Annotated in this window: 12 protein-coding genes; 10 read left to right on the forward strand and 2 right to left on the reverse strand. The window is 33.1% G+C overall.

Translation table 11 applies throughout. From position 1 onward, the window contains the following. Positions 1–35: 35 nt before the first annotated feature. Positions 36–740, reverse strand: coding sequence for a propanediol utilization microcompartment protein PduB (gene pduB / locus CLRAG_RS00975; RefSeq protein ID WP_065076649.1), 705 nt, complete (start codon positions 738–740; stop codon positions 36–38). Positions 741–963: 223 nt separating this feature from the next. Here pduB and CLRAG_RS00980 point away from each other — a divergent pair, with 223 nt between their 5' ends. Further along, positions 964–1,347, forward strand: coding sequence for a helix-turn-helix transcriptional regulator (locus tag CLRAG_RS00980; RefSeq protein WP_065076650.1), 384 nt, complete (start codon positions 964–966; stop codon positions 1,345–1,347). A 72-nt stretch (positions 1,348–1,419) separates the two neighbouring features. After that, entirely contained in the window at positions 1,420–2,394 is a 975-nt protein-coding gene (locus tag CLRAG_RS00985; RefSeq protein WP_065076651.1) for a biotin synthase BioB, read from the forward strand. A gap of 135 nt (positions 2,395–2,529) precedes the next feature. Here CLRAG_RS00985 and CLRAG_RS00990 read toward each other — a convergent pair whose 3' ends face one another. Then, positions 2,530–4,086: a PucR family transcriptional regulator gene (locus tag CLRAG_RS00990; RefSeq protein WP_065076652.1), complete on the reverse strand. Its 1,557-nt coding sequence runs from the start codon at positions 4,084–4,086 to the stop codon at positions 2,530–2,532. A 208-nt stretch (positions 4,087–4,294) separates the two neighbouring features. Here CLRAG_RS00990 and CLRAG_RS00995 point away from each other — a divergent pair, with 208 nt between their 5' ends. The 8 genes from CLRAG_RS00995 to CLRAG_RS01035 all read left to right on the forward strand — a co-directional run bounded on the left by CLRAG_RS00995 (position 4,295) and on the right by CLRAG_RS01035 (position 20,547). Beyond that, positions 4,295–5,404: a uroporphyrinogen decarboxylase family protein gene (locus tag CLRAG_RS00995; RefSeq protein ID WP_065076653.1), complete on the forward strand. Its 1,110-nt coding sequence runs from the start codon at positions 4,295–4,297 to the stop codon at positions 5,402–5,404. A 73-nt stretch (positions 5,405–5,477) separates the two neighbouring features. Continuing rightward, positions 5,478–6,662 (forward strand): MFS transporter, encoded by a 1,185-nt coding sequence (locus CLRAG_RS01000; RefSeq protein WP_065076654.1) that lies wholly within the window; start codon positions 5,478–5,480, stop codon positions 6,660–6,662. A 53-nt stretch (positions 6,663–6,715) separates the two neighbouring features. Then, positions 6,716–7,861: a uroporphyrinogen decarboxylase family protein gene (locus CLRAG_RS01005; protein ID WP_065076655.1), complete on the forward strand. Its 1,146-nt coding sequence runs from the start codon at positions 6,716–6,718 to the stop codon at positions 7,859–7,861. Positions 7,862–8,030: 169 nt separating this feature from the next. Beyond that, entirely contained in the window at positions 8,031–9,392 is a 1,362-nt protein-coding gene (locus CLRAG_RS01010; protein ID WP_065076656.1) for an MFS transporter, read from the forward strand. A 561-nt stretch (positions 9,393–9,953) separates the two neighbouring features. After that, positions 9,954–11,984, forward strand: coding sequence for a putative cobaltochelatase (locus CLRAG_RS01020; protein ID WP_065076658.1), 2,031 nt, complete (start codon positions 9,954–9,956; stop codon positions 11,982–11,984). A 34-nt stretch (positions 11,985–12,018) separates the two neighbouring features. Next, positions 12,019–13,077: a magnesium chelatase ATPase subunit I gene (locus CLRAG_RS01025; RefSeq protein WP_065076659.1), complete on the forward strand. Its 1,059-nt coding sequence runs from the start codon at positions 12,019–12,021 to the stop codon at positions 13,075–13,077. A 26-nt stretch (positions 13,078–13,103) separates the two neighbouring features. Continuing rightward, positions 13,104–16,961: a cobaltochelatase subunit CobN gene (gene cobN, locus CLRAG_RS01030; RefSeq protein WP_065076660.1), complete on the forward strand. Its 3,858-nt coding sequence runs from the start codon at positions 13,104–13,106 to the stop codon at positions 16,959–16,961. Between the two features lie 52 nt (positions 16,962–17,013). Next, entirely contained in the window at positions 17,014–20,547 is a 3,534-nt protein-coding gene (locus CLRAG_RS01035; protein WP_065076661.1) for a cell wall-binding repeat-containing protein, read from the forward strand. Positions 20,548–20,556: the final 9 nt, after the last annotated feature.

Below are 20,556 nucleotides of genomic sequence, written 5' to 3' on the forward strand. Positions count from 1 at the left end.
AAAGTATGTCTTATTAAAAATAAGTATAAAAACTATTAGATATAAGGTTTTCCTGTAGTAGATACAGGGTTTTGACCCATTGATCTGGCAATAGACAATCCTACCTTTCTAGCAGCAATTACCGATTGTCTTACAGCACCTGGATCGCCTGTGACAGTTATGATAACTTCGTTTGAATGGGCAGTTCCTTGGCTTGGACTTAAATAACTAACAAGCTCAACATTTGCAGTTTTAAGTGCGGTATCTGCCATTACTACACCAATTCCCGCTGGAGCACCTACAATTATTCCAAAAGCTTTTCCAATAGGGGCACCAAAACCTTTGTTTAAAGCAAGACTTGCCCTTGCAGTGTAATGTAATTCAATATGACCTGCATCAAATCCATAAACATCTCCGAAATTTCTTTCTGTTTTACTAAGGGCGATTTCTACTGCCCTTCTTACATCAGATACATCTTCTGCTGCGAGTACGATCAAACAACCATGTCCTGCCCCACCTTTTGTATCTCTTGGAAGTTCAACACTTGCAACTTCCGTATTAGTAGCCTTTACTGCTTCATCAGCAGCCATGATTTGAGAACCTGCTCCTGTCCTGTTACTTATAATTCCTATTGAACGATGTCTTTTATCTAATCCCATCTTCTCATGCAAAGAACTATCCACATTTGCTATAACAAGACCTACTGTATCTCCATATTTTACTGTTCCCACAAATTCAGTTATTGATGATGGTACGCTCATTACATATGTCTCCTTTTGAGGTCGATACTTTCTTGTGCTTTTTTACCTCTGTTAAATTTTTATATGTCGATTTTATAATTTTACTAATTTATTTCTTCAGAGTCAAATTTTTTTAAAATTACTCTATATAAAGTTTAGCTTGTTAAGATAATTTGTATATGAAGTATATAAATAGTATAATTATATTTATTATTAGATGTAATCTAATACAGGAGGCGATCTAATGAACAATTTAAAGCAGTGTCCATGTAAAGGCAGCAATTTGGATAAAATGATTCAGCCTGCTATACTTGCAGCTCTTGTAAAAGAAGAATTACACGGTTATAAGATTATCCAGAGAATTGCACAAACAGCCATGTTCAATGGAAATAAACCTGACCCCACAGGAGTATATCGTCATTTAAAAACTATGGAAAGTAATGGACTCATTATATCAACTTGGGATACAAATAATTCTGGTCCAGCTAAAAAAATTTTTAAAATTACTGAAGATGGCTATCAATGCTTATGTACATGGATTTCAACATTAGAAGACTATAAAAATACAATTGACACATTTCTTAATGAAGTAAAAAGTGTTATTAGTAACGACAAGTCAGCCCAGTAAAAATATATCATTTTGTATTACAAAGTGATTGTTTTATTAGTACAAATTATTTTAATGATTGGAGGTATCTATATGACTATCGATAGAATCCTTAATGATGCTAAAAGTGGCAAATTACTTAATAAAGAAGAGGCAATATCATTGCTAAATGTAAAAAACAATTCCAGTGACTTTTATAAAATTATATCACTTGCAAACGAAATGACGCGTTCTGAATTTAATAACAAGGCTTTTATATTTGCTCAAATAGGATTGAACGCAGAACCGTGCCCTGTAAACTGTAAGTTTTGTTCCATGGGTAAAAACCATTATACTATGGAAAGTACATGGAGAAAGGACATGGGCTCTATATTATCTGAAACTAAAACTATTGTTAATGAAGGTATCAATGATCTATTCCTAATGACAACTGCTGACTATCCAATAAATGATTTCTTAAATATATCAAAGAATGTAAGAAACATTTTACCTAAAAATGTAAGATTAGTAGCTAATATTGGAGACTTTGACTATGATACAGCACTTAAATTAAAAGAAGTGGGCTTTACTGGAGCATATCACATTAAGCGTTTAAGGGAAGGAATAGACACAACTATTAAACCTGAAGCTAGAATTGAAACTCTCGATTCAATAAAAAAAGCAGGATTGGAATTATACTATTGTGTAGAACCTATTGGTCCAGAGCACAGTTATGAGGAAATAGTTGATGAAATGTTAAGAGCTAGAGATTATAATGTAGGAGTTATGGCTGCCATGAGAAGAATACCGGTTAAAGGCACTCCTTTGTATGAAAAGGGCCAAATTTCATCGGTTGAGCTTTCTAAAATTGCGGCAGTTACAAGAATAGTTACACGACCTCATAGGGCTATGAATGCACATGAGACCATTCAGATGAGTTTAATCTGTGGAGTAAATCAGTTGTATGCTGAAGCAGGTGCTAATCCCAGAGATAGTATATCCAATACTGAAAAAAGCCGTGGATTATCAGTAAAAAATATAAAAAAATTATTTGAAGATGCAGAATATGAAATATCAAGGGATTATTAGCTTTAAATATGGGAGTATCTATAGATTTGTATAAAAATAGAATAAGCTTTCTATGATTTTATCATAGAAAGCTTATTCTATTTTGCACACTTTTTCTCATAGAATCTCACTTGGCAAAAATTTTAAAGCTATGGTTTATAATTTAAAATATCCTAGGAATCCTAAAATACGAAAAGAAAGGCTAATATGAAATACGACATTACTGTCTTTTAAATCAATTTCTAAAACATCTTCAATCTTTTGAAGACGGTATTTTATAGTATTATAGTGTACATTCATAAAATATGATGTTTTTTGTATATCAAAGTTATTTTGAATATAAGTATAAAGACTGAGGGCATAAGATGTCCCATTTTCTTTATCATCATTAATCAATTTTAAAATAGAAGGATCACAAAATTCCTCAAGTTTTTCTTTAAAAGAGCAGGCTTCAAATAAATGATAGACAGCATAGTCATTGTAAAAATAGAGATTATCTTCCTTATTTAACTTGTATCCTAGTTTGGCAGCTTTAATTGACTGTATATGAAATTTGAAAATTTCCATTATATTGTGAAAACATCGGCTTACACCTGCAACAACTTGATTATCTAATAATAATTTTATAAAAGAATTATGCAGGTAACTATCTATTACCGGCTCCTTAGTATTTTTTTTAGTAACTAGTGTAACTATATGATCATTATATATAACTGTGTGGTAGTGGTGAAAAATGCTGTTTATTAATCCTTTCATATGGTATAATTTTAGGGTTAAGTCAGGAATATCATTTTTTACATAAAAACTTAAAATGTAGTAAGTAGTATACTGATTAGCGATGAATTGATTTTGTATTTCTTCAATAGAAATTTCTGAAATCATATCTCCCTTTAACAAATGTATCATTAATGTTTCAATAGGAGATTCAGGTATAAAAAAACTGTATTTGCTTTTTTCTACTGCTAGTGCTAGAGTGTTACAAATTATAGGGATAATCATTATATCACTTTTCGTGATTTCTTTGTTATATTCCAATATTTTGAGATAAGCAATTAAAGTGTTATTTAAACGTATTCTTCCAATAATTTGTTTGTGTTTTAAAGTACTAGTATTCCACATAATGTCTGGAGCTATTCTGTTCTGTACTGTCAAGTTTAAATTTCGCTGATTTATGTATTCTAATGGTATATGTCCAGTTGTAATATAATTCTTCCATACGGGCTCATCTATACTATCATCAAAACCTGAATAGTTAATTAAATATAAGAATGAATCTGCTAAAAGCACTGGATTTCCAAGAATTTCTGCACAAATATTCAAAATTTGTTGGACATCTCTTCCTTCGTTTAAAGCATTAAACAGTTTTTCAGCACAATTTGTTTTATATTCATGGTGGAAAAATAAATCCTGAAGCTCATTAAAGATTTTTGTTTTGCTTATATCTTGATTAACTGCAATATAATTTACCATAGGTTTGTCCTTCAAATATTTAGGTACATCTTCATTGGTGAAAAATAGTAAATTCACAATTTTGTTAGAAGAAATGTTTGGGGGCAGATTAGAGATATTTGCTAAATATATATCTTTTGAGTCTAATGGTAAATCATTGTTATTAAGAAACTTACAGCATCTCACATAGGAGTCGCGTTTAACTCTAAAAGCAGGGTTGTATTTCCCTAAGTTATTAACAATTTCACTCATCAAAACTGACATAATTATCTCCCTTATGTAAAGAATTCAATTTAATTATAGTTCATATGTATGATTTTAACAACATTGTAACTGTAAAACTTTACAACAGTTTGATTGTTTTTTCTCAAATTGTAACATTGTAGCAATATTGGGATTTTGATAGCATTGATATGAAAGGAAACTGAAGTGAGTTTATATTTTTACTAATTTATGTGGGGGTGTTATTAGTATGAAAAGTAATAAGGAATTGTATAATGAACATGTGGAAAGGATCAAGAAGAATATTGCAATGCAAAAAACGGACAGAACGCCTATTATGCTTCACGCAGGAGCATTTTTACTAAGATATGCAGGTGGAAAGCTGTGCGAATTTGTAACAGACAATGAGGCAGCAGAAGATAAAGTAGTGAATTCATTGAAATCCATAGGGGATATAGATTGTGTCATTACTCCAGTTCGTTTGCCAACAACAAGTGGACTAGCTTATCTTTCAGCTTCAAGGGTACCCGGGCGTGAGCTTAAAGATGATGCACAGTGGCAGATAGATGAAATTGGTAAAATGACTGAAGAAGATTATGACATCATCATTGACAAAGGTTGGAATTACTTTTTTAAAGACTTTTGCGAAAGAAATCTGAAAAGTTCATTTGATGATATGAAATATTACGGCACTATTGCCGATAAAATTGCAAAAAAATATACAGATGCAGGTTGTGTCATGCTAACAACTGCAGTAGCAGGAGGGCCGTTTACTGTTTTTAGTGGAGCACGTACCATACCTAAATTGATGAGGGACATGCATAGGATACCTGAGAAAGTTGAAGCGGCATTTGATGCATTTATGGTGGATAAGTTAAATGATTTAAGAAAACAAATACGTGAGAAAAAACCGCTTGCTGTATTTGTAGGCGGAGGCCGTGGAGCAGGAGATTTTTTATCTATGAAAGATTTTGACCGCTATATGTGGAAATACATGAAGCAGAATATAGATGTAATTCTTGAGGAAGGATCCAATATTTATTTTCATTTAGATCTGGATTGGAGCCGTTTTCTGGACTATTTCCTTGATGTTCCTAAGGGCAGAGCAATTTTCCATCCTGACAGTTCAACTGATATATTTAAGGCTAAAGAACTTCTTGGAGGACGTATGGCTTTTATGGGGGATGTTGCACCATCACTTCTATCATTAGGAACACCGGATGAAGTATACGATTACAGTAAAAAACTTGTAGATGAATTCTCACCACAGGGATTCTTTATGGCTGCAGGCTGCTGTGTACCTCCTAATTCAAAACCTGAAAACGTTAAAGCCATGATTGCAGCTGCAATGGGTAAGTAAGAATATAAAACACTTTATATAACAGGAGTTTGATAATTTTTAAAATTATTATACAAAAAAGGAGCAAAAGAGTATGAGTGAAAAAAAATACGGTTTAACAGTAAAAATTGCTGTGTTAACTTTGGCAGCCATGTTATATACAACAAGTATGACCACACCAGCACTTGGCGAAATAGCAAAGGCATTTCCTAATGTAAGCGCCACTGAAGTTAAACAGATTTCGACTATACCGTCTTTGATGATGATTATATTTTCCTTGGTACCTGGTCAACTTGAGCGATTTATGTCCAAAAAGGCGGTAATATATTTATCGTTTATTCTAATGTTTATTGGAATCCTGCCTGCTTTCTTTGGGGGTATGACTTTAATATTATTTACTAGGGTTTTGTTTGGCGCTGGCCATGGAATGTTATTTCCTTATGCTGCATCTATGATAGCTTATTTATTTGAAGGCGAAGAAAGAGATGCACTAATGGGATATAAGACATCTGTAGGAGCTGTTTCTGGTATAATATTTCAGGTAGTTGGCGGTATTTTAGCCGTGTACAGTTGGAGATATGCTTTTCTTGGATTTTTGCTTATGATACCATCATATTTAATGGTAATGTTTATGCTTCCGGAACCAGAAAAAAAATCCGCTCAAACTGAAACATCAGTTTCAAAAGGAAAGGCGACGGTCAATACTTATATAATTGCGATATTAAATATGATATTAAATATGATGACATTTTCCTTTATGACAAATGTATCTATAGTTATGGTATCAGGTAAGATAGGAAATGCTGCTCAAGCTGGTTTTGTGCTTACATTATTTACTGTTGGTTCTTTTATTGCATCTATGATGTATGGCAGAATTATAACAAAAATATTTAAGAAATTCACTATTGTTCTTGGAGTTGGATTCCTAGGGTTATCATTTCTTTTACTAGTAAACGTAAACACATATTCAATGTTTTGTGTCGCAGGCGTTATTTATGGACTTGGTTTTGGAACTTTTAATCCGGAAATTGTTCTTAAAGTTATCAAAAGTTCATCAGCACCAGCAGCAATTTCAACAGGTATTCTTTTTGCACTTCAGGGTTTTGGACAATTTTTATCTCCGTTTGTGTTAACAGCTGTTACCAGAATGTTTGGAATTACTGGTCCAAAGGCAGCATGGCATATTGCTGCAGTAGGTGTTTTAGGTATTGCTGTAATTCTTTGTCTAGTATTAGTTTTTACAAAAACGGAGGAAAGATCATTTGCTGAAAAAAGGTAATAAATAGAACTATTTTAAAATAAATTTATATTTAAATTTGGGGGTGCAATAAAATGGTTCCACAAGAAATGACTGAAATATGTAACAAAAGAATGATGGCTGCTCTGAATATGGAAAAGCCAGATAGAATTCCAATATTGTTTTCTGGACACTGCTATTATAATTTTATAGATCCAACAATGGTTATGGCTGATTTCTGGAGAAGACCCAAGTTGGTAGATGAAAATCTTATAAAGGCTGCAGAGCTTCCTATACTGAAAGAAATAGATTCACCACCAATGGTTTCCCTTGGAATGCCAGCGGAAACTAAACATCAAAGTTTCGCAGCTAAGTGGTTTGCAAAAATGAAAGTACCTGGCCGTGAATTGCCCGAAAATGCACTCTGGCAAATTAGTGAACAGGGACCGATGACTGAAGAAGACTATGATACTATCATAAATAAAGGCTGGAATTATTTGAAACAGGAACTATTAAAAAGAATTGGATTTGATCCTGATGCACTGCCAAAACCAGATATAGATTATGGTAAAAAGCTGCAAGTAAAAGTAGCAGCTCTTGGTAAACAAAACATTGGCAGGGCAGGGGGAATGTTACCTTTCCCACCTTTTGAGGTGCTAAGTGGTGCGCGTAAATTGCCTAAGTTTTTTAGAGATTTGTATCGCATTCCAGATAAAGTAAGAGCTGCTTTAGATATCGTAGAGGATGAATGTGTAGAAGAATCGGCTAAATTGATAGATGCCATACCTGGTGAATATGGTTTCATTGGCGGAACTCGTGCTGGTTGTGACTTTATATCATCAAAGGTTTTTGAAAAATTCTACTTTCCATATTACAGAAAATTGGTACCTATGATGCATAAAAAGAATGTAAAAGCCTGGCTGCACATGGATGGAAATTGGGAATTGTTTCTACACTATTTTGCAGAATTTCCTAAGGCTTCATGTGTATGGGATCCTGACCATATAACCGACATTCGAAAAATTAAAGAAATACTAGGAGATAAAATGTGTATTACAGGCAACGTACCTCCGGCGCTTACGTCTGTTGGTACACCTGAAGATTGTTACAATTATGCCAGGGATCTTGTAGAATTATTTAAAGATGATGGTGGTTTTATTATGAATTCAGGCTGCAGTGTTCCACCAAATGCAAAGCGCGAGAATGTAGAAGCTGTTGTATTAGCAACATTAGGTAAATAGAGAAGGTTATAGAGTAAAGTATAAGTTGCATTATTATGTGATTTATACTTTACGTGTAATAAGAGTATCGGTGAATGCTTCTCTTATATAGGGAATCCTATTTATCCGATGACTACCCGCTCTAATACTCCAACGCATTCTGTTTATAATATCTTAGGAGGGGTATATTATGGAAAAAAAGAAGTCGGTTTATACTGTCAAATCTTTGCGTTATGGTGTAACAAATGGTTTTACAACAATGATGACAATGGTAACTACTACTTACTGGGCAATATTTTTAACTTCTGCAGTTGGGGTTGAAACAGCAATAATGGCAACAATTTTAACTTTTAGCAGTATTGTTGATATGATTTCAATACCTATATGCGGTATAGTACTTCAAAAAGGCAGGTTAAGGGGCGGCAAATTCCGTCCGTGGTTAATTATTGGCGGTGTACTTGCTGCTTTATTCCGCTGGTTAAGCTTCACAGATTTAGGTCTTACTGCATCAGGTAGGGCAATATGGTTTGCTGGTACTTACATTCTTGGATATGTATTTTTCAATTTGGCTTACTCGGCCTTTATGGGTATATTACCTCTTATGGCTAAGACTCCTGATGATAGAGTTTCATATTCAGCTTGTCGTGTAATGTGCAATTCAGCTGGGAAATTTTTATTTAGTTTAACTAGTGTTGGATTGATAGCGTTTTTTGGGAGAAATAGTGAGTCCACAGGTTATTCCATGTTTGCATTATTACTAAGTGTCATGGCTTTTTTAGGCTTTTTTCAGCTGTTCTTTGCGGCAAAAGAGTATGATGTTATTACCCCATTAGAAGATAAATCTGGAAAAGTTAAAGATCAATATGATGCATCAATATGGGAAATGATAAAATATACAATTTCAAAGCCTTTCCTTCTTTATCTTCTTGGTGCATCATGCAAAGGCACAATTTACTTCATTATTACAGGACTTGCGGCATATTATTATACGTATGTAACTGGTAGTAAATTAATGCTTACTACATTTTTATCTTTAAGCACATTTCTAATGATTTTTGGTTCCTTCATTACACCTTTTATAAGTAGACTAGCAAAAGGTTCACGTAATATGTACATTTTGGGTATGGCGATATATGGATTGTGCCTTGGATCTGCATACTTCTTTGGCAAAACAGCTGTATCTTTTACAGTTCTTATGTGCCTTGGATATATAGGCTATTCATTTTCACATGCAAGTGAATCAGCTTTATACTCAAATATTGTAGACTATACTAAGTGGAAAACTGGCAAGGATTTGAAGCCTTTCATGATGACATTGTTTTCACTTGTACCAAAGATAGGTACAACTGTAGGGAGTGCTGTTCTTGGTTTTGGACTTGTTGCGGTTGGTTTTCAAAAAAGTAATGTAACACCTCATGCAGTTAATGGAATTAGATTATTAATGAGTGGCATACCTGCTGTCTTATCAGTTATATGTATTATAGCACTGTTGTTATTTCCTCTTACAGATAAAAAGGTTATAGAGATGCAGGCTGATATGGTAAAGAAATAAGATTTTTAATAACCAGTGTAGTATTGTATGATATATAATTATCAATGAATCTTACTTAGTGGGAGTTCAGTTTCTCCCACTAAGTTTAGATGAATTATCTAGAGGCGTAGCTACTGTTATCTCCCACTTTTATAGAAAAGCAGATATCCCAAATCTTTGATTTGGTGATAGTCGCTTTCACAGAGTGCGTGGGAGTGTTACAGTAGGTAGCCATCAGATAAAAATACTTCAGCACAGTGGATTAGATGTGCTGAAGTATTTTTGTTTAGAAATAAATCCTAATTTATTAAAGGCTCATAATGGAACTAAGTCTCAATATGATGTAAAATTTTGTATCAAAATAGGAATAGTTATTATTTTTAAAAAAAATTACCATAAAGATTTCGTATATATTGGTTAACTTATGACATGAATAATCAATATGATATGAAATATTTTTATTTAAACAAATTGACATTGGCATAAAAAATGCTCTAAAAAACTAAATATATATAATTAAATATACAAGATTGTTATTAAATTGAAAAAGTGGCGGGAGAATTAGTAGAAAGGAGTAATTTTATGAGTGTATTTAAGCGGGTAGTTTATCCTTTTACTGCTATTATTGGACAAGAAAAAATGAAGAAAGCTCTGATTTTGAATGCCATTAATACAAACGTAGGTGGGGTTTTGATTTTTGGTGAAAAAGGTACAGCTAAATCTACTACAGTTAGATCACTGGCAGCATTATTGCCTGAAATAAATGTAGTAAAAGATTGCTTTTATAATTGTAATCCAGAAGATAAAAAACATCTTTGTGATAATTGTAAGGAGCATATAAATAATGGAGAGCTTCTTAAAACAGTGTCGAGAAAAATTCCAATTATAGAATTGCCTATTTCCACTACAGAAGATAGATTAATAGGAAGTTTAGATTTTGAGTATGCCATTAAAAATGGCAAGTGTAAATTTAGTCCTGGAATTTTAGGTGAAGCTAATAATGGAATTATATACATAGATGAAGTAAATTTATTAGATGATCGAATTGTAGATTTACTTTTAGATGCAGCAGCTATGGGAATAAATGTAGTAGAGAGAGAAAATATTTCATTTTCACATCCAGCACATTTTATACTCATAGGGACTATGAATCCTGAAGAAGGTGATTTAAGACCACAGTTGTTAGATCGTTTTGGAATTTGTGTGGAAGTAAAAGGAATTAAAGATCCTTTTGAGAGAATAAAAGTTATTAAAAATAGGGAGGCTTTTGATAAAGATCCTATAAGATTTAATGAAAAATATGTAAACGAAGAACAAGAATTAAGAGAAAAAATTATACAAGCTAAAAATTTTATTAATAAAGTTGTAATTTCAGATAAAATATTAAAGTTTATAGCTGAACTCTGTATGAAAGCTTTTGTTCAGGGACATAGAGCTGATATTTTTATGGAAGAGACAAGCCGTACGATTGCGGCATATTATGGGCATAAAGAAGTAACAGAAGAAGATGTAAAAGAAGCTTCTGAATTGGTATTATTACATAGAATAAAAAAGCCCTCTCAATCACAAAAGCAGCAAAAAAAGTCAGATAAAAATGATGATCATAAAAAAAATAAAGAAAATCAAGATCTTAAAAAGAATCGAGATGGCAATAAAAAAACATCATCTAGTAACAAAAACAATAAAACAAATCCTAATATAGATAATAAATTTTTTGATGGCAGTGACTTAGACCAAGATGGACAAGAATCTCAATCGTCCAGTGGAGATAAAAAGTTTGTTTTTTCTATAGGAAATCCTTTTCAAGTTAAATCCATAGCAAATGTCAGAGATAGAGTTATACGAAAAGGATCAGGAAGGCGTTCTTATACAAAGACATCTTCTAAGGTTGGTAGATATATAAAAAGTACAATTACTGACAATAATGATTTAGCAATAGATGCTACATTAAGGGCATCGGCACCCTATCAAATTTACAGATTTCATAAAGATGCCGCTGTAGCCATTGAATCCCATGATATAAGGTATAAACTTCGTGAAAAACATATAGGTAATTTTATATTATTTGTAGTAGATGCCAGTGGTTCAATGGGTGTACAAAAACGAATGATAGAAACTAAAGGCGCTATTTTATCGCTGCTTTTAGATACATATCAAAAAAGGGACAAAATAGGAATGATTGTTTTTAAAGATGATTCTGCAGAGGTTATTCTACCGCCTACAAGCAGTGTAGAATTAGCATATAAACTTTTAGAAAAAATGCCAACTGGGGGCAAAACACCATTATCTGCAGGACTTTATAAAGCATATAAATTATCTAAATTTGAGATCCTAAAAGACCCAGATATTTCACCTATCTTAGTAGTTATATCTGATGGAAAAGGAAATGTAAGTATGGGTGAAGACAAGCCACTTAATGAGGTGGAGAAGATTGCAGCTGATATAAAAGAAGATGAGAGAATTACTACTTTAGTCATAGATGTAGAAAAAGAAAATTTAGTAACCTTTGGATTGGCTAAAAAGTTATCACAAAATATTGGAGGAAAGTATTTCAAAATTGAGGACCTTAAGGCTAATAACTTGATTGAAGTTTTAAAAGAAAATATATGTTAGTTCAAAAATGAAAATAAGAAGGAGAAAATAAAAAATGAAAGATAAAAGAAATATATACCCTTTTTCTGCAATTGTAGGCCAGGATGAAATGAAAAAGGGATTGATTTTAAATGCCATTAATCCTAAGTTATCTGGAATATTAGTTCGAGGAGAAAAGGGAACTGCAAAGTCTACAGCAGTAAGGGCATTGGCAGATGTTCTTCCTGAAATTAGTGTAGTTGAAGATTGTCCTTTTAGCTGCGATCCTGATGATATTGCAAATATGTGTCCCAAATGCAGAGAACGTTTAAAAAAAGGTGAAGTTTTACCCGTAGTAAAAAGAAAAATGAGAGTTGTAGATTTACCTATATCTGCTACGGAAGATAAAGTAGTAGGTACTTTAGATATTGAAAAAGCTATTAAAAAAGGGGAAAAACATTTTGAACCGGGATTATTAGCTAAGGCCAATAGAGCTATTTTATATGTAGATGAAGTGAATTTGTTAGATGACCATATTGTAGATATACTTTTGGATTCAGCAGCTATGGGAGTTAATACTGTAGAAAGAGAAGGAGTTTCCTTTACCCACCCTGCTAATTTCATTTTAGTTGGTACAATGAATCCAGAAGAAGGAGAATTAAGGCCGCAGCTTTTAGACAGATTTGGATTTTGTGTAAATATTACAGGAATTAAAGATGTTGATTCGAGAATTGAAATAATAAAAAGAAGGTCAGCTTTTGAAGAAAATCCAGAAGAATTTGCTTTAAAGTGGAAAAATCAGCAGGATGAAATAAGGAAGAAAGTTATTGATGCCAGAAAATTACTCCCTAAAATACATATACCTGATGAAATACTTTATTTAATTGTTTCAATTTCCATAGAGATGGGAGTAGATGGTCATAGAGCGGATTTAATTATGATGAAGGCAGCTAAAACTATGGCAGCATTAAATGGTAGGGAAAAAATTACTCAAGAAGATGTACATAAATCAGCGGAGTTAACTTTGCGTCATAGAATGCGACGCAAACCTTTTGAAAAAGTAGGAATGGATGAAAATAAGCTGGAAGATGTGCTTGGAAAATTTACACATAATCGTGTACATATTCACAATTAAATAAGTTTCAGAAAAGGTGGGGGAATATGCATATAAAAAGAATTACTGTAATAATGTGGCATACTTATGCTAATGTTATGAAAAAAGCCAGGTTAAATGTCAATGACTTATTGGATATTAAGGTGTATTCAGCTAGGCTTTTAAATGAAGAAAAGGAAGATTTAACACAGGCACTTAAAGATATGGAAGAATCAGACTTAATTATGTTATATAGATCTTCTGAGCAAGTATGGGATGAAATAGAGCAAAAAATTAAAAATATTGATGTTCCTGTTATATGTAATGCTAGTGATTCAATACTTTGGTCACTTTCAAATGTGGATATGAAAATAGTAGCTAAATGTCAGACTTACATAGTTTATGGTGGAACAGAAAATTTTGTCAGAATGATTTATTATGTATGTTCTAAAGTGTTAGGTTTGAATTTAAAATATGAGGAGCCACTTAAGCTTCCATGGGAGGGAATTTATCATCCTGATGCAAAAAGATTTTTTTCCAATTTGAATGATTATTTTAAATGGTACTACAAAATTAAAGATGCGCCTACAATAGGAATGATTATATCTAGAGGCAACTGGGTAAATAATAATATAAATACGGAAAATAAAATCATAAGGCTTTTAGAAGCGAAAGGATATAATGTAATTCCTGCATTTTGTTATTCACTAAAAGATACTGAACTTGGTACTAGGAATGCAGGAGAGGTAGTAAAAGATTACTTTTTCGATGAAGAAGGCCATCCTATTATTGATGGTTTAGTAAAGATGACCTCTTTCTTTTTGACGTCCAGATCTAAAAGCAGTGATTATATTAGAGAAGAAGTTGCTTCAGAAGGAGTAAATTTATTAAAAAAATTAGATGTACCTGTTTTTCAGCCTGTAATATCATTTTATAACACTATAAAGGAGTGGGAGGAAAGTGAGCAGGGTTTAGATAGGGATGTTTCATGGTGTATATCCATGCCTGAATTTGAAGGGGTTATTGAACCAATTATTGTTGCAGCAGGAAAACAGGATGGCGACATTGAAACTAGAGAACCTATTTTAGAAAGGTGCAGCCACCTTGTAGATAGAATAGATAAGTGGATAAAGTTGTCGAAAAAGCCAGCTTCAGAAAGAAAAGTTGCCTTTATACTGCATAACAATCCCTGTGCTTCTGTAGAAGCTACTGTAGGATGCGGTTCGAATCTGGATACTTTAGAAAGTGTAGCTAGGATTATGCGGAGTATGAAAGACAATGATTATGAAGTATATCCTCCAGAAAACGGTAAAGAACTCATACATACAATTATGGACAGAAAAGCCATTTCTGAATTTAGATGGACTACAGCAGATGAAATTGTAAAAAAGGGTGGGGTACTGAAACTTGTGCCTGAATCAGAATATGAAAAGTGGTTTGATACATGGCCTGAAAACGTTAAACAAAAATTAATTGAAGCCTGGGGTAAGCCACCTGGAGAAAAAGTTAACGAAATACCTGCAGCTATGTTGTATGAAGGAAATATTATTGTTACAGGAATAAGTTATGGAAATGCTGTAGTTTGTGTACAGCCTAAAAGAGGATGTGCAGGCACAAGATGTGATGGACAGGTTTGTAAGATACTCCATGACCCTGATGTACCTCCAACACACCAGTATTTAGCCACATATAAATACCTTGAAAAAGATTTTGGGGCAGATGTTATGGTACATGTAGGAACTCATGGGAATCTTGAATTCTTACCTGGCAAAGGAGTGGGATTGTCTAACAGCTGTTATCCAGATATTGCAGTTGGAAATATTCCTCACCTGTATATATATAATTCAGATAACTCACCTGAAGGAACAATTGCTAAAAGACGCAGTTATGCAGTTTTGGTAGATCACATGCAGACTGTTACAATGCAGAGCGGACTTTATGACAAATTAGCACAGCTTGATAGTTATTTAGGAGAATATGAAAAGGCTAAAATAGGAGATCCTATGAGAACTCATATTTTGGAGCATAGTATTATTGAAGAAATTAAAAAATTAAATTTAGATAAACAAATAGATATAAATAATTATAAATCTTTCAGAGAAGTTATAGAGCAATCTCATGAAGTACTGACCATTATAAGGAATAGTTCTATAGAAGATGGACAGCATATTTTTGGAGAAGTGCCTGAAGGTGACAGAAGGGTAAAATTTATAAACTCCATATTGAAATTTGACAATGAAAATGATACTTCAATGCGTAAAGCAGTGACAAAAGTGATGGGATTAAATCTGGATTTTTTAAAAACTGATAAGAAAGGTTTTTGTGAGAAATATGGAAAATCAAATGGTGCGATTTTAGAAGAAATAAATTCTGTATGTATGGATTTTATAAAATTACTTCTTGGTGGACATAAGGTTGACGAAGTTTACGCAAAGAAAATCCTTAAAGATAAATTTATATGCAGTGAGGCTTTAGATGAAGTGAATATGCTTCTACCTAAGATTACAGATTTGAATAAAAGAATAGAAGAAAGCAGGGAAATTGAATCACTTTTATCAGGGGTTGATGGCAGGTATATACCTTCAGGACCTGCAGGACTTATAAATAGGGGTAGAGATGATGTACTTCCTACAGGAAGAAATTTTTATTCTCTTGATCCTTATAGAGTTCCTACAAAAGCCTCTTTTAAGGTAGGTATAAAGCTGACCGAAAAGGTAATAGAGAAGTATATGGAAGAAGAAGGACGTTATCCTGAGAATATAGCTGTTCAGTGGATGAGTAATGATATTATGTGGGCTGATGGTGAAGGATTATCTCAAATGCTTTATCTTATAGGAACTAAGCCAAAATGGAGTTTGAATGGGCGTGTGTGTGGTTTTGAAATAATACCTCTTGAAAAATTAAAAAGGCCTAGGATTGATTTAACTGTAAGAACATCTGGAATTATACGGGATAATTTTTCAAATTCTATAGAACTTTTAGATGAGGCTGTACAAGAAGTAGCTGCACTGGAAGAACCTGCTCAAAAAAATTTTGTACGAAAGCACACTCTTGAAAAATTAAATGGGAAATCAGATAAAGATTCATTTAGAAATGCTACTTTGCGTATATTTGCTTCTAAGCCAGGTACCTATGGTTCTGGAGTTAGTTTGGCTATTTATGCCTCAGCGTGGAAAGATGAAAAAGACCTGGCAGATGTTTTTGAATACTGGAATGGATATGCATACGGTAAGGAGTTTTTTGGCAAAGAAGCCTTTGGGCAGTTGAAGTCCAGTTTAAAATCGGTAGATATAACCTATAATAAAGTCGTTTCAGATGACCATGATCTTTTTGGATGCTGCTGCTACTTTGGCAATCAAGGAGGAATGACCGCAGCTGCAAAGATTGAATCAGGAAAAGATGTAAAGGCTTATTATGGAGATACTAGAGATCCTGAATATGTTGATGTGCGTACTCTAGCTGATGAAATAAGGAGAGTTGTAAGAAGTAAAATTTTAAATCCTAAATGGATTGAAGGACAAAAACGCCATGGATACAAAGGAGCTTCAGATATTTCAAAACGTATAGGAAAAATTTATGGATGGGAAGCAACCACAGGGCAGGTAGATGACTGGATTTTTGACGATATAACAAAAACTTTTATTTCTAATGAGGAAAATAGAGAATTCTTTAAAGAAAATAACCCCTGGGCTCTAGAAGAAATCGGACGCAGATTATTAGAAGCTGAAAATAGAGGCCTTTGGAAGTCAGATCCTAAAATGCTTAAAGATTTAAAAGAATACTATATAGAAATAGAAGGATGGATGGAAGAAAAAATGGGAGATGTTGAAGGTGATTTTCAAGGAGGTTCTGTTGATATATTTACTGCGGAAGAAGTAGGTGATTGGAAAGCTAAAATGGATGAAATAAAAGAAAAATTAAAATAGATGATCATACTAATTTGTTGAAATTATATAACAGACGGAGGGAAAATTACACATGAGAAAAAATACAAAAGTACTTGCAAGTGCTGCACTTATGTCCTTAGTTTTAACTACTGTACTATCAACTGTACATGTTAAAGCAGCAGCAGGACAAGTTACAAGAATAGGCGAAGCTAACAGATATGCAACTGCAGTTAAAGTTGCTGCAGCAAACTGGACAACTAGTGACAACGTAGTATTAGTATCAGGTGAAGGCTATGCAGATGCAGTAAATGCATCTGCACTGGCAAAAAAATTGAATGCACCAATACTTTTAACTACATCAAGGTCATTAAATACTGATGCAGAAAGTGCACTAAGCACGCTAAAGGTTAAAAATGTATATGTAGTTGGTGGAAAGGCATCAGTTTCACAATCTGTAAGGGATGCGTTAAAAGCTAAATATACTTTAATAGAACTTGGTGGGGCTAATAGATATGAAACTAACGCGGCTGTAGCTGAAAAACTAGTTGAACTTGGAGTGAATCCAACTAATGTAATGATGGTTGGTGGCGAAGGGTTCTCAGATGCTATTTCAGTATCCCCAATTGCAGCCGCAAAAGGAGAAATTCTTTTATTAGGGAACAATAACGCTGACAGTATCAAACCTGTCCTGAATTTTATAAACAAAAACAAATCAAAGGTCACTGTAGTTGGAAATAAAAATGTTATAAACGATGAGGTATTAAACTCTGTTAATGGAACACGGGTTGATGGAGGAAAGAATAGATGGGATACTAATTTTAAAATTTTATCTGCATTTAAAGATGCTGTTAAAACAGATAAAGTATATATTGCATCTTCAAGCTGTAATGCAAAAGATGATGGATATGCAGATGCTTTAGTTGCATCCGCCTTAGCTGGAAAAACAGATTCACCTTTGGTGTTAATTGGCAGAGAAGGAACAGATGCTGAGAATAATGCTCTGGCATATATAAAAGCTAATGTAAGTAAAGCGGCAGATATAAATGTTATAGGTGGAACTAATGTTATTTCACAAACAATAGTAGATGATATAAATAAAACAGTAAGTACCAGTGAAGTTGAGACGGGGGAACCAACAGTTAAATCCATAGAAGCAGTTAGTCTCAACCAAATTGCGGTTCACTTTAATACAGCTGTCAACAGCGATTCAGTTGAAGATGTAACAAATTATAAAATAGATGGAGTGCAGTTAACTCGGGCAGATGATTATGGAAAGGCAGTAGATGAAAATAGTGCAGTAGCTACAGCTCCTGATGGTAAAACAGTTTTGATAACACTGGCAGCTCCAAGAAAACAAAATGACAACATAAAAGTTTCAGTTAAAAAAGGCATTTTAACTTCAGATAAGAAAAATAGTATAGCTGATTTTGCGCAGAATGTGACATTTTATGATACCCAGGCACCTGTATTAAAATCAGTAACAGCCCAGGGAAATGATCAAATAACTGTAGAGTTTTCAGAGCCTATTAATATGGGAAATATTAATAGGATAGCAAGTAAATTTCAAATTGATGGGAAAAATATAGAAGGCTATGGATTAGATAATAGTTCATCCTTAACTAAAATTAAGATTCCAATGATAGTAGGAGATAAAAACTGGTCAAAAAAAGTCGTATTCTATTTTGATTCTCCAATTGTAAGTGGAAAACATACACTAAAGGTTTCAGATGGAGATGGGGATGGACTTTTAAGCGATGCTGCAGGGTTTCCACTGAAAGAATCCAGAATGGATTTTCAAATAGATACAAATACAACTAAACCATCGATTAAATCTGTGAAAGAAACCGCAAATGGAGAAGTTTCCATTACATTTGATAGATCAATGGATTTAAAAACAGCTAAAGATAAATCAAATTATGAAATAAACGGTAAAAAGCTTTCTGATATAAAGGGATCATCCACTACAACCAGCAGTAAGGATACTATAGTAAAATTAAAAAAGATAACTGACGGTACAATTACAAATGGTTCAAATGTAGTGTATATAAACAGCAGTGTTAAAGATGTTTATGGAAATAAAGTTAGCGATGATACTAGAGTAAGCTTTGAACATGTTAGGGATAAAACAAAACCCCAGGTCATAAGTGTAAGCCCAATTGACAATAAAACTATCCGGGTACAATTTAATAAAAATGTAAAGTATTCTTATGCCACAAGTATATCAAATTACAAATTGAAAGACAGCAGAGGCATAAATATAACAGACCATATTGAAGGTATATATAATTCTAAAGACAAGACATATACAACTGATACAGATATCTATGATATCAAACTGAAAAAAAACAACCCAAATGATGCTAAGGATGATTGGAGATTGACAGCTTCAACATACAGCTTGACAATTAAAAATATTATAGATACAGAGTATAATCCAAATACGATGGATGATTACACGGTTTCTATGGTAGGGATTGACGATACAGCACCTAAGGTAACAGGAGTATACTACAAACAAAATAGTTCTGCAGGAAAAAATGAAGCAGTTGTTTACTTTAGTGAAGCTATGGATTCAGGGACTATTACAAATAAAGACAATTATAAATTCGTAAATGGAAAAGGTGATAATAAGACACTTCCGGGAAGCACAACTATATCCGCAGGAGGAGACAACAAAAGTGCTATAATAGAATTCCCATCAAATTATAAGGTAAAAACAGCTGATGTTGGGGATAGTATTAGTAATACTGGTATAGATACTGATGTACTTAAAATAATAGTTTCTAATGTAAAAGATGAAAGTGAAAATCCATTAGATATAGCGTATACAGGTGTAATATCGGAAAATTCAGCTGCAGCACAGGTAAAACCAAATACAATTAAGCTTTACTATGATGGAGATGACTTAAAGGCGGATGTTTATTTTGATAAATCTGTAGATAACATAAATGTAGGCGATTTTACTTTGGGTGGAGCAGCACCAACTAGTATAAGTGCTTCTGATGATAAAGTAACACTTACATTTGAAAAGGGGGATTTAGCTTCGGATAGTGAAAAAAATTCAGCTCCAGAAATAACTTTTTCTAATGGAAAAATAAATAAGAATCAAAATACAACTAAAATAGACCTTATAAAAGCTCAAGGACAAAAAGCATACCTTGGAATAAAATCAGGTGCTAAAACAACAGATGAAGCTGGCACCCCTATATCCAGCTTGCAGAATACATCAGGTACAAGCCAAAATACAATATATGATTATGAAGCTGCACCTAAGACTGCTGCAAATTACTGGACAGCAACAAAAGATAAAAATGGAGGAAATATTTATTTAACATTTGATACAGTACTTTGTAAAAACAGCGGTGTGAAGACAGATGATTTTATATTTATTGCTGAAGATGGAACAAATTTAGAAGCGGATTCGGTATCTGTAAATGGAAATACTGTTGAATTTACATTCAACAAGGATAATAAAAATATAGTATCGTTTTCTAATACAATTAAGGTATTACCTAAGAGTACAGTATCAATTGAAACTGAGAAGGATGCTGACGGTAATTATGCTAAATATGTACCATCAAGTGATGATTTAAAAGAGATAACTATAAATATAACAGCTCAATAATTATATGGT

It is taken from the genome of Clostridium ragsdalei P11 (genome assembly GCF_001675165.1).
GTDB lineage: Bacteria > Bacillota > Clostridia > Clostridiales > Clostridiaceae > Clostridium_B > Clostridium_B ragsdalei.

What these genes read in the sequence shown, in the direction of transcription:
- CLRAG_RS01000 (WP_065076654.1), top strand. Translation starts at nt 5,478, where the DNA reads ATGAGTGAAAAAAAATACGGTTTAACAGTAAAAATTGCTGTGTTAACT.
- CLRAG_RS00995 (WP_065076653.1), top strand. Translation starts at nt 4,295, where the DNA reads ATGAAAAGTAATAAGGAATTGTATAATGAACATGTGGAAAGGATCAAG.
- CLRAG_RS01035 (WP_065076661.1), top strand. Translation starts at nt 17,014, where the DNA reads ATGAGAAAAAATACAAAAGTACTTGCAAGTGCTGCACTTATGTCCTTA.
- CLRAG_RS01020 (WP_065076658.1), top strand. Translation starts at nt 9,954, where the DNA reads ATGAGTGTATTTAAGCGGGTAGTTTATCCTTTTACTGCTATTATTGGA.
- cobN (WP_065076660.1), top strand. Translation starts at nt 13,104, where the DNA reads ATGCATATAAAAAGAATTACTGTAATAATGTGGCATACTTATGCTAAT.
- CLRAG_RS00990 (WP_065076652.1), bottom strand. Translation starts at nt 4,086, where the DNA reads ATGTCAGTTTTGATGAGTGAAATTGTTAATAACTTAGGGAAATACAAC.
- CLRAG_RS00980 (WP_065076650.1), top strand. Translation starts at nt 964, where the DNA reads ATGAACAATTTAAAGCAGTGTCCATGTAAAGGCAGCAATTTGGATAAA.
- CLRAG_RS00985 (WP_065076651.1), top strand. Translation starts at nt 1,420, where the DNA reads ATGACTATCGATAGAATCCTTAATGATGCTAAAAGTGGCAAATTACTT.
- CLRAG_RS01010 (WP_065076656.1), top strand. Translation starts at nt 8,031, where the DNA reads ATGGAAAAAAAGAAGTCGGTTTATACTGTCAAATCTTTGCGTTATGGT.
- CLRAG_RS01025 (WP_065076659.1), top strand. Translation starts at nt 12,019, where the DNA reads ATGAAAGATAAAAGAAATATATACCCTTTTTCTGCAATTGTAGGCCAG.
- pduB (WP_065076649.1), bottom strand. Translation starts at nt 740, where the DNA reads ATGAGCGTACCATCATCAATAACTGAATTTGTGGGAACAGTAAAATAT.
- CLRAG_RS01005 (WP_065076655.1), top strand. Translation starts at nt 6,716, where the DNA reads ATGGTTCCACAAGAAATGACTGAAATATGTAACAAAAGAATGATGGCT.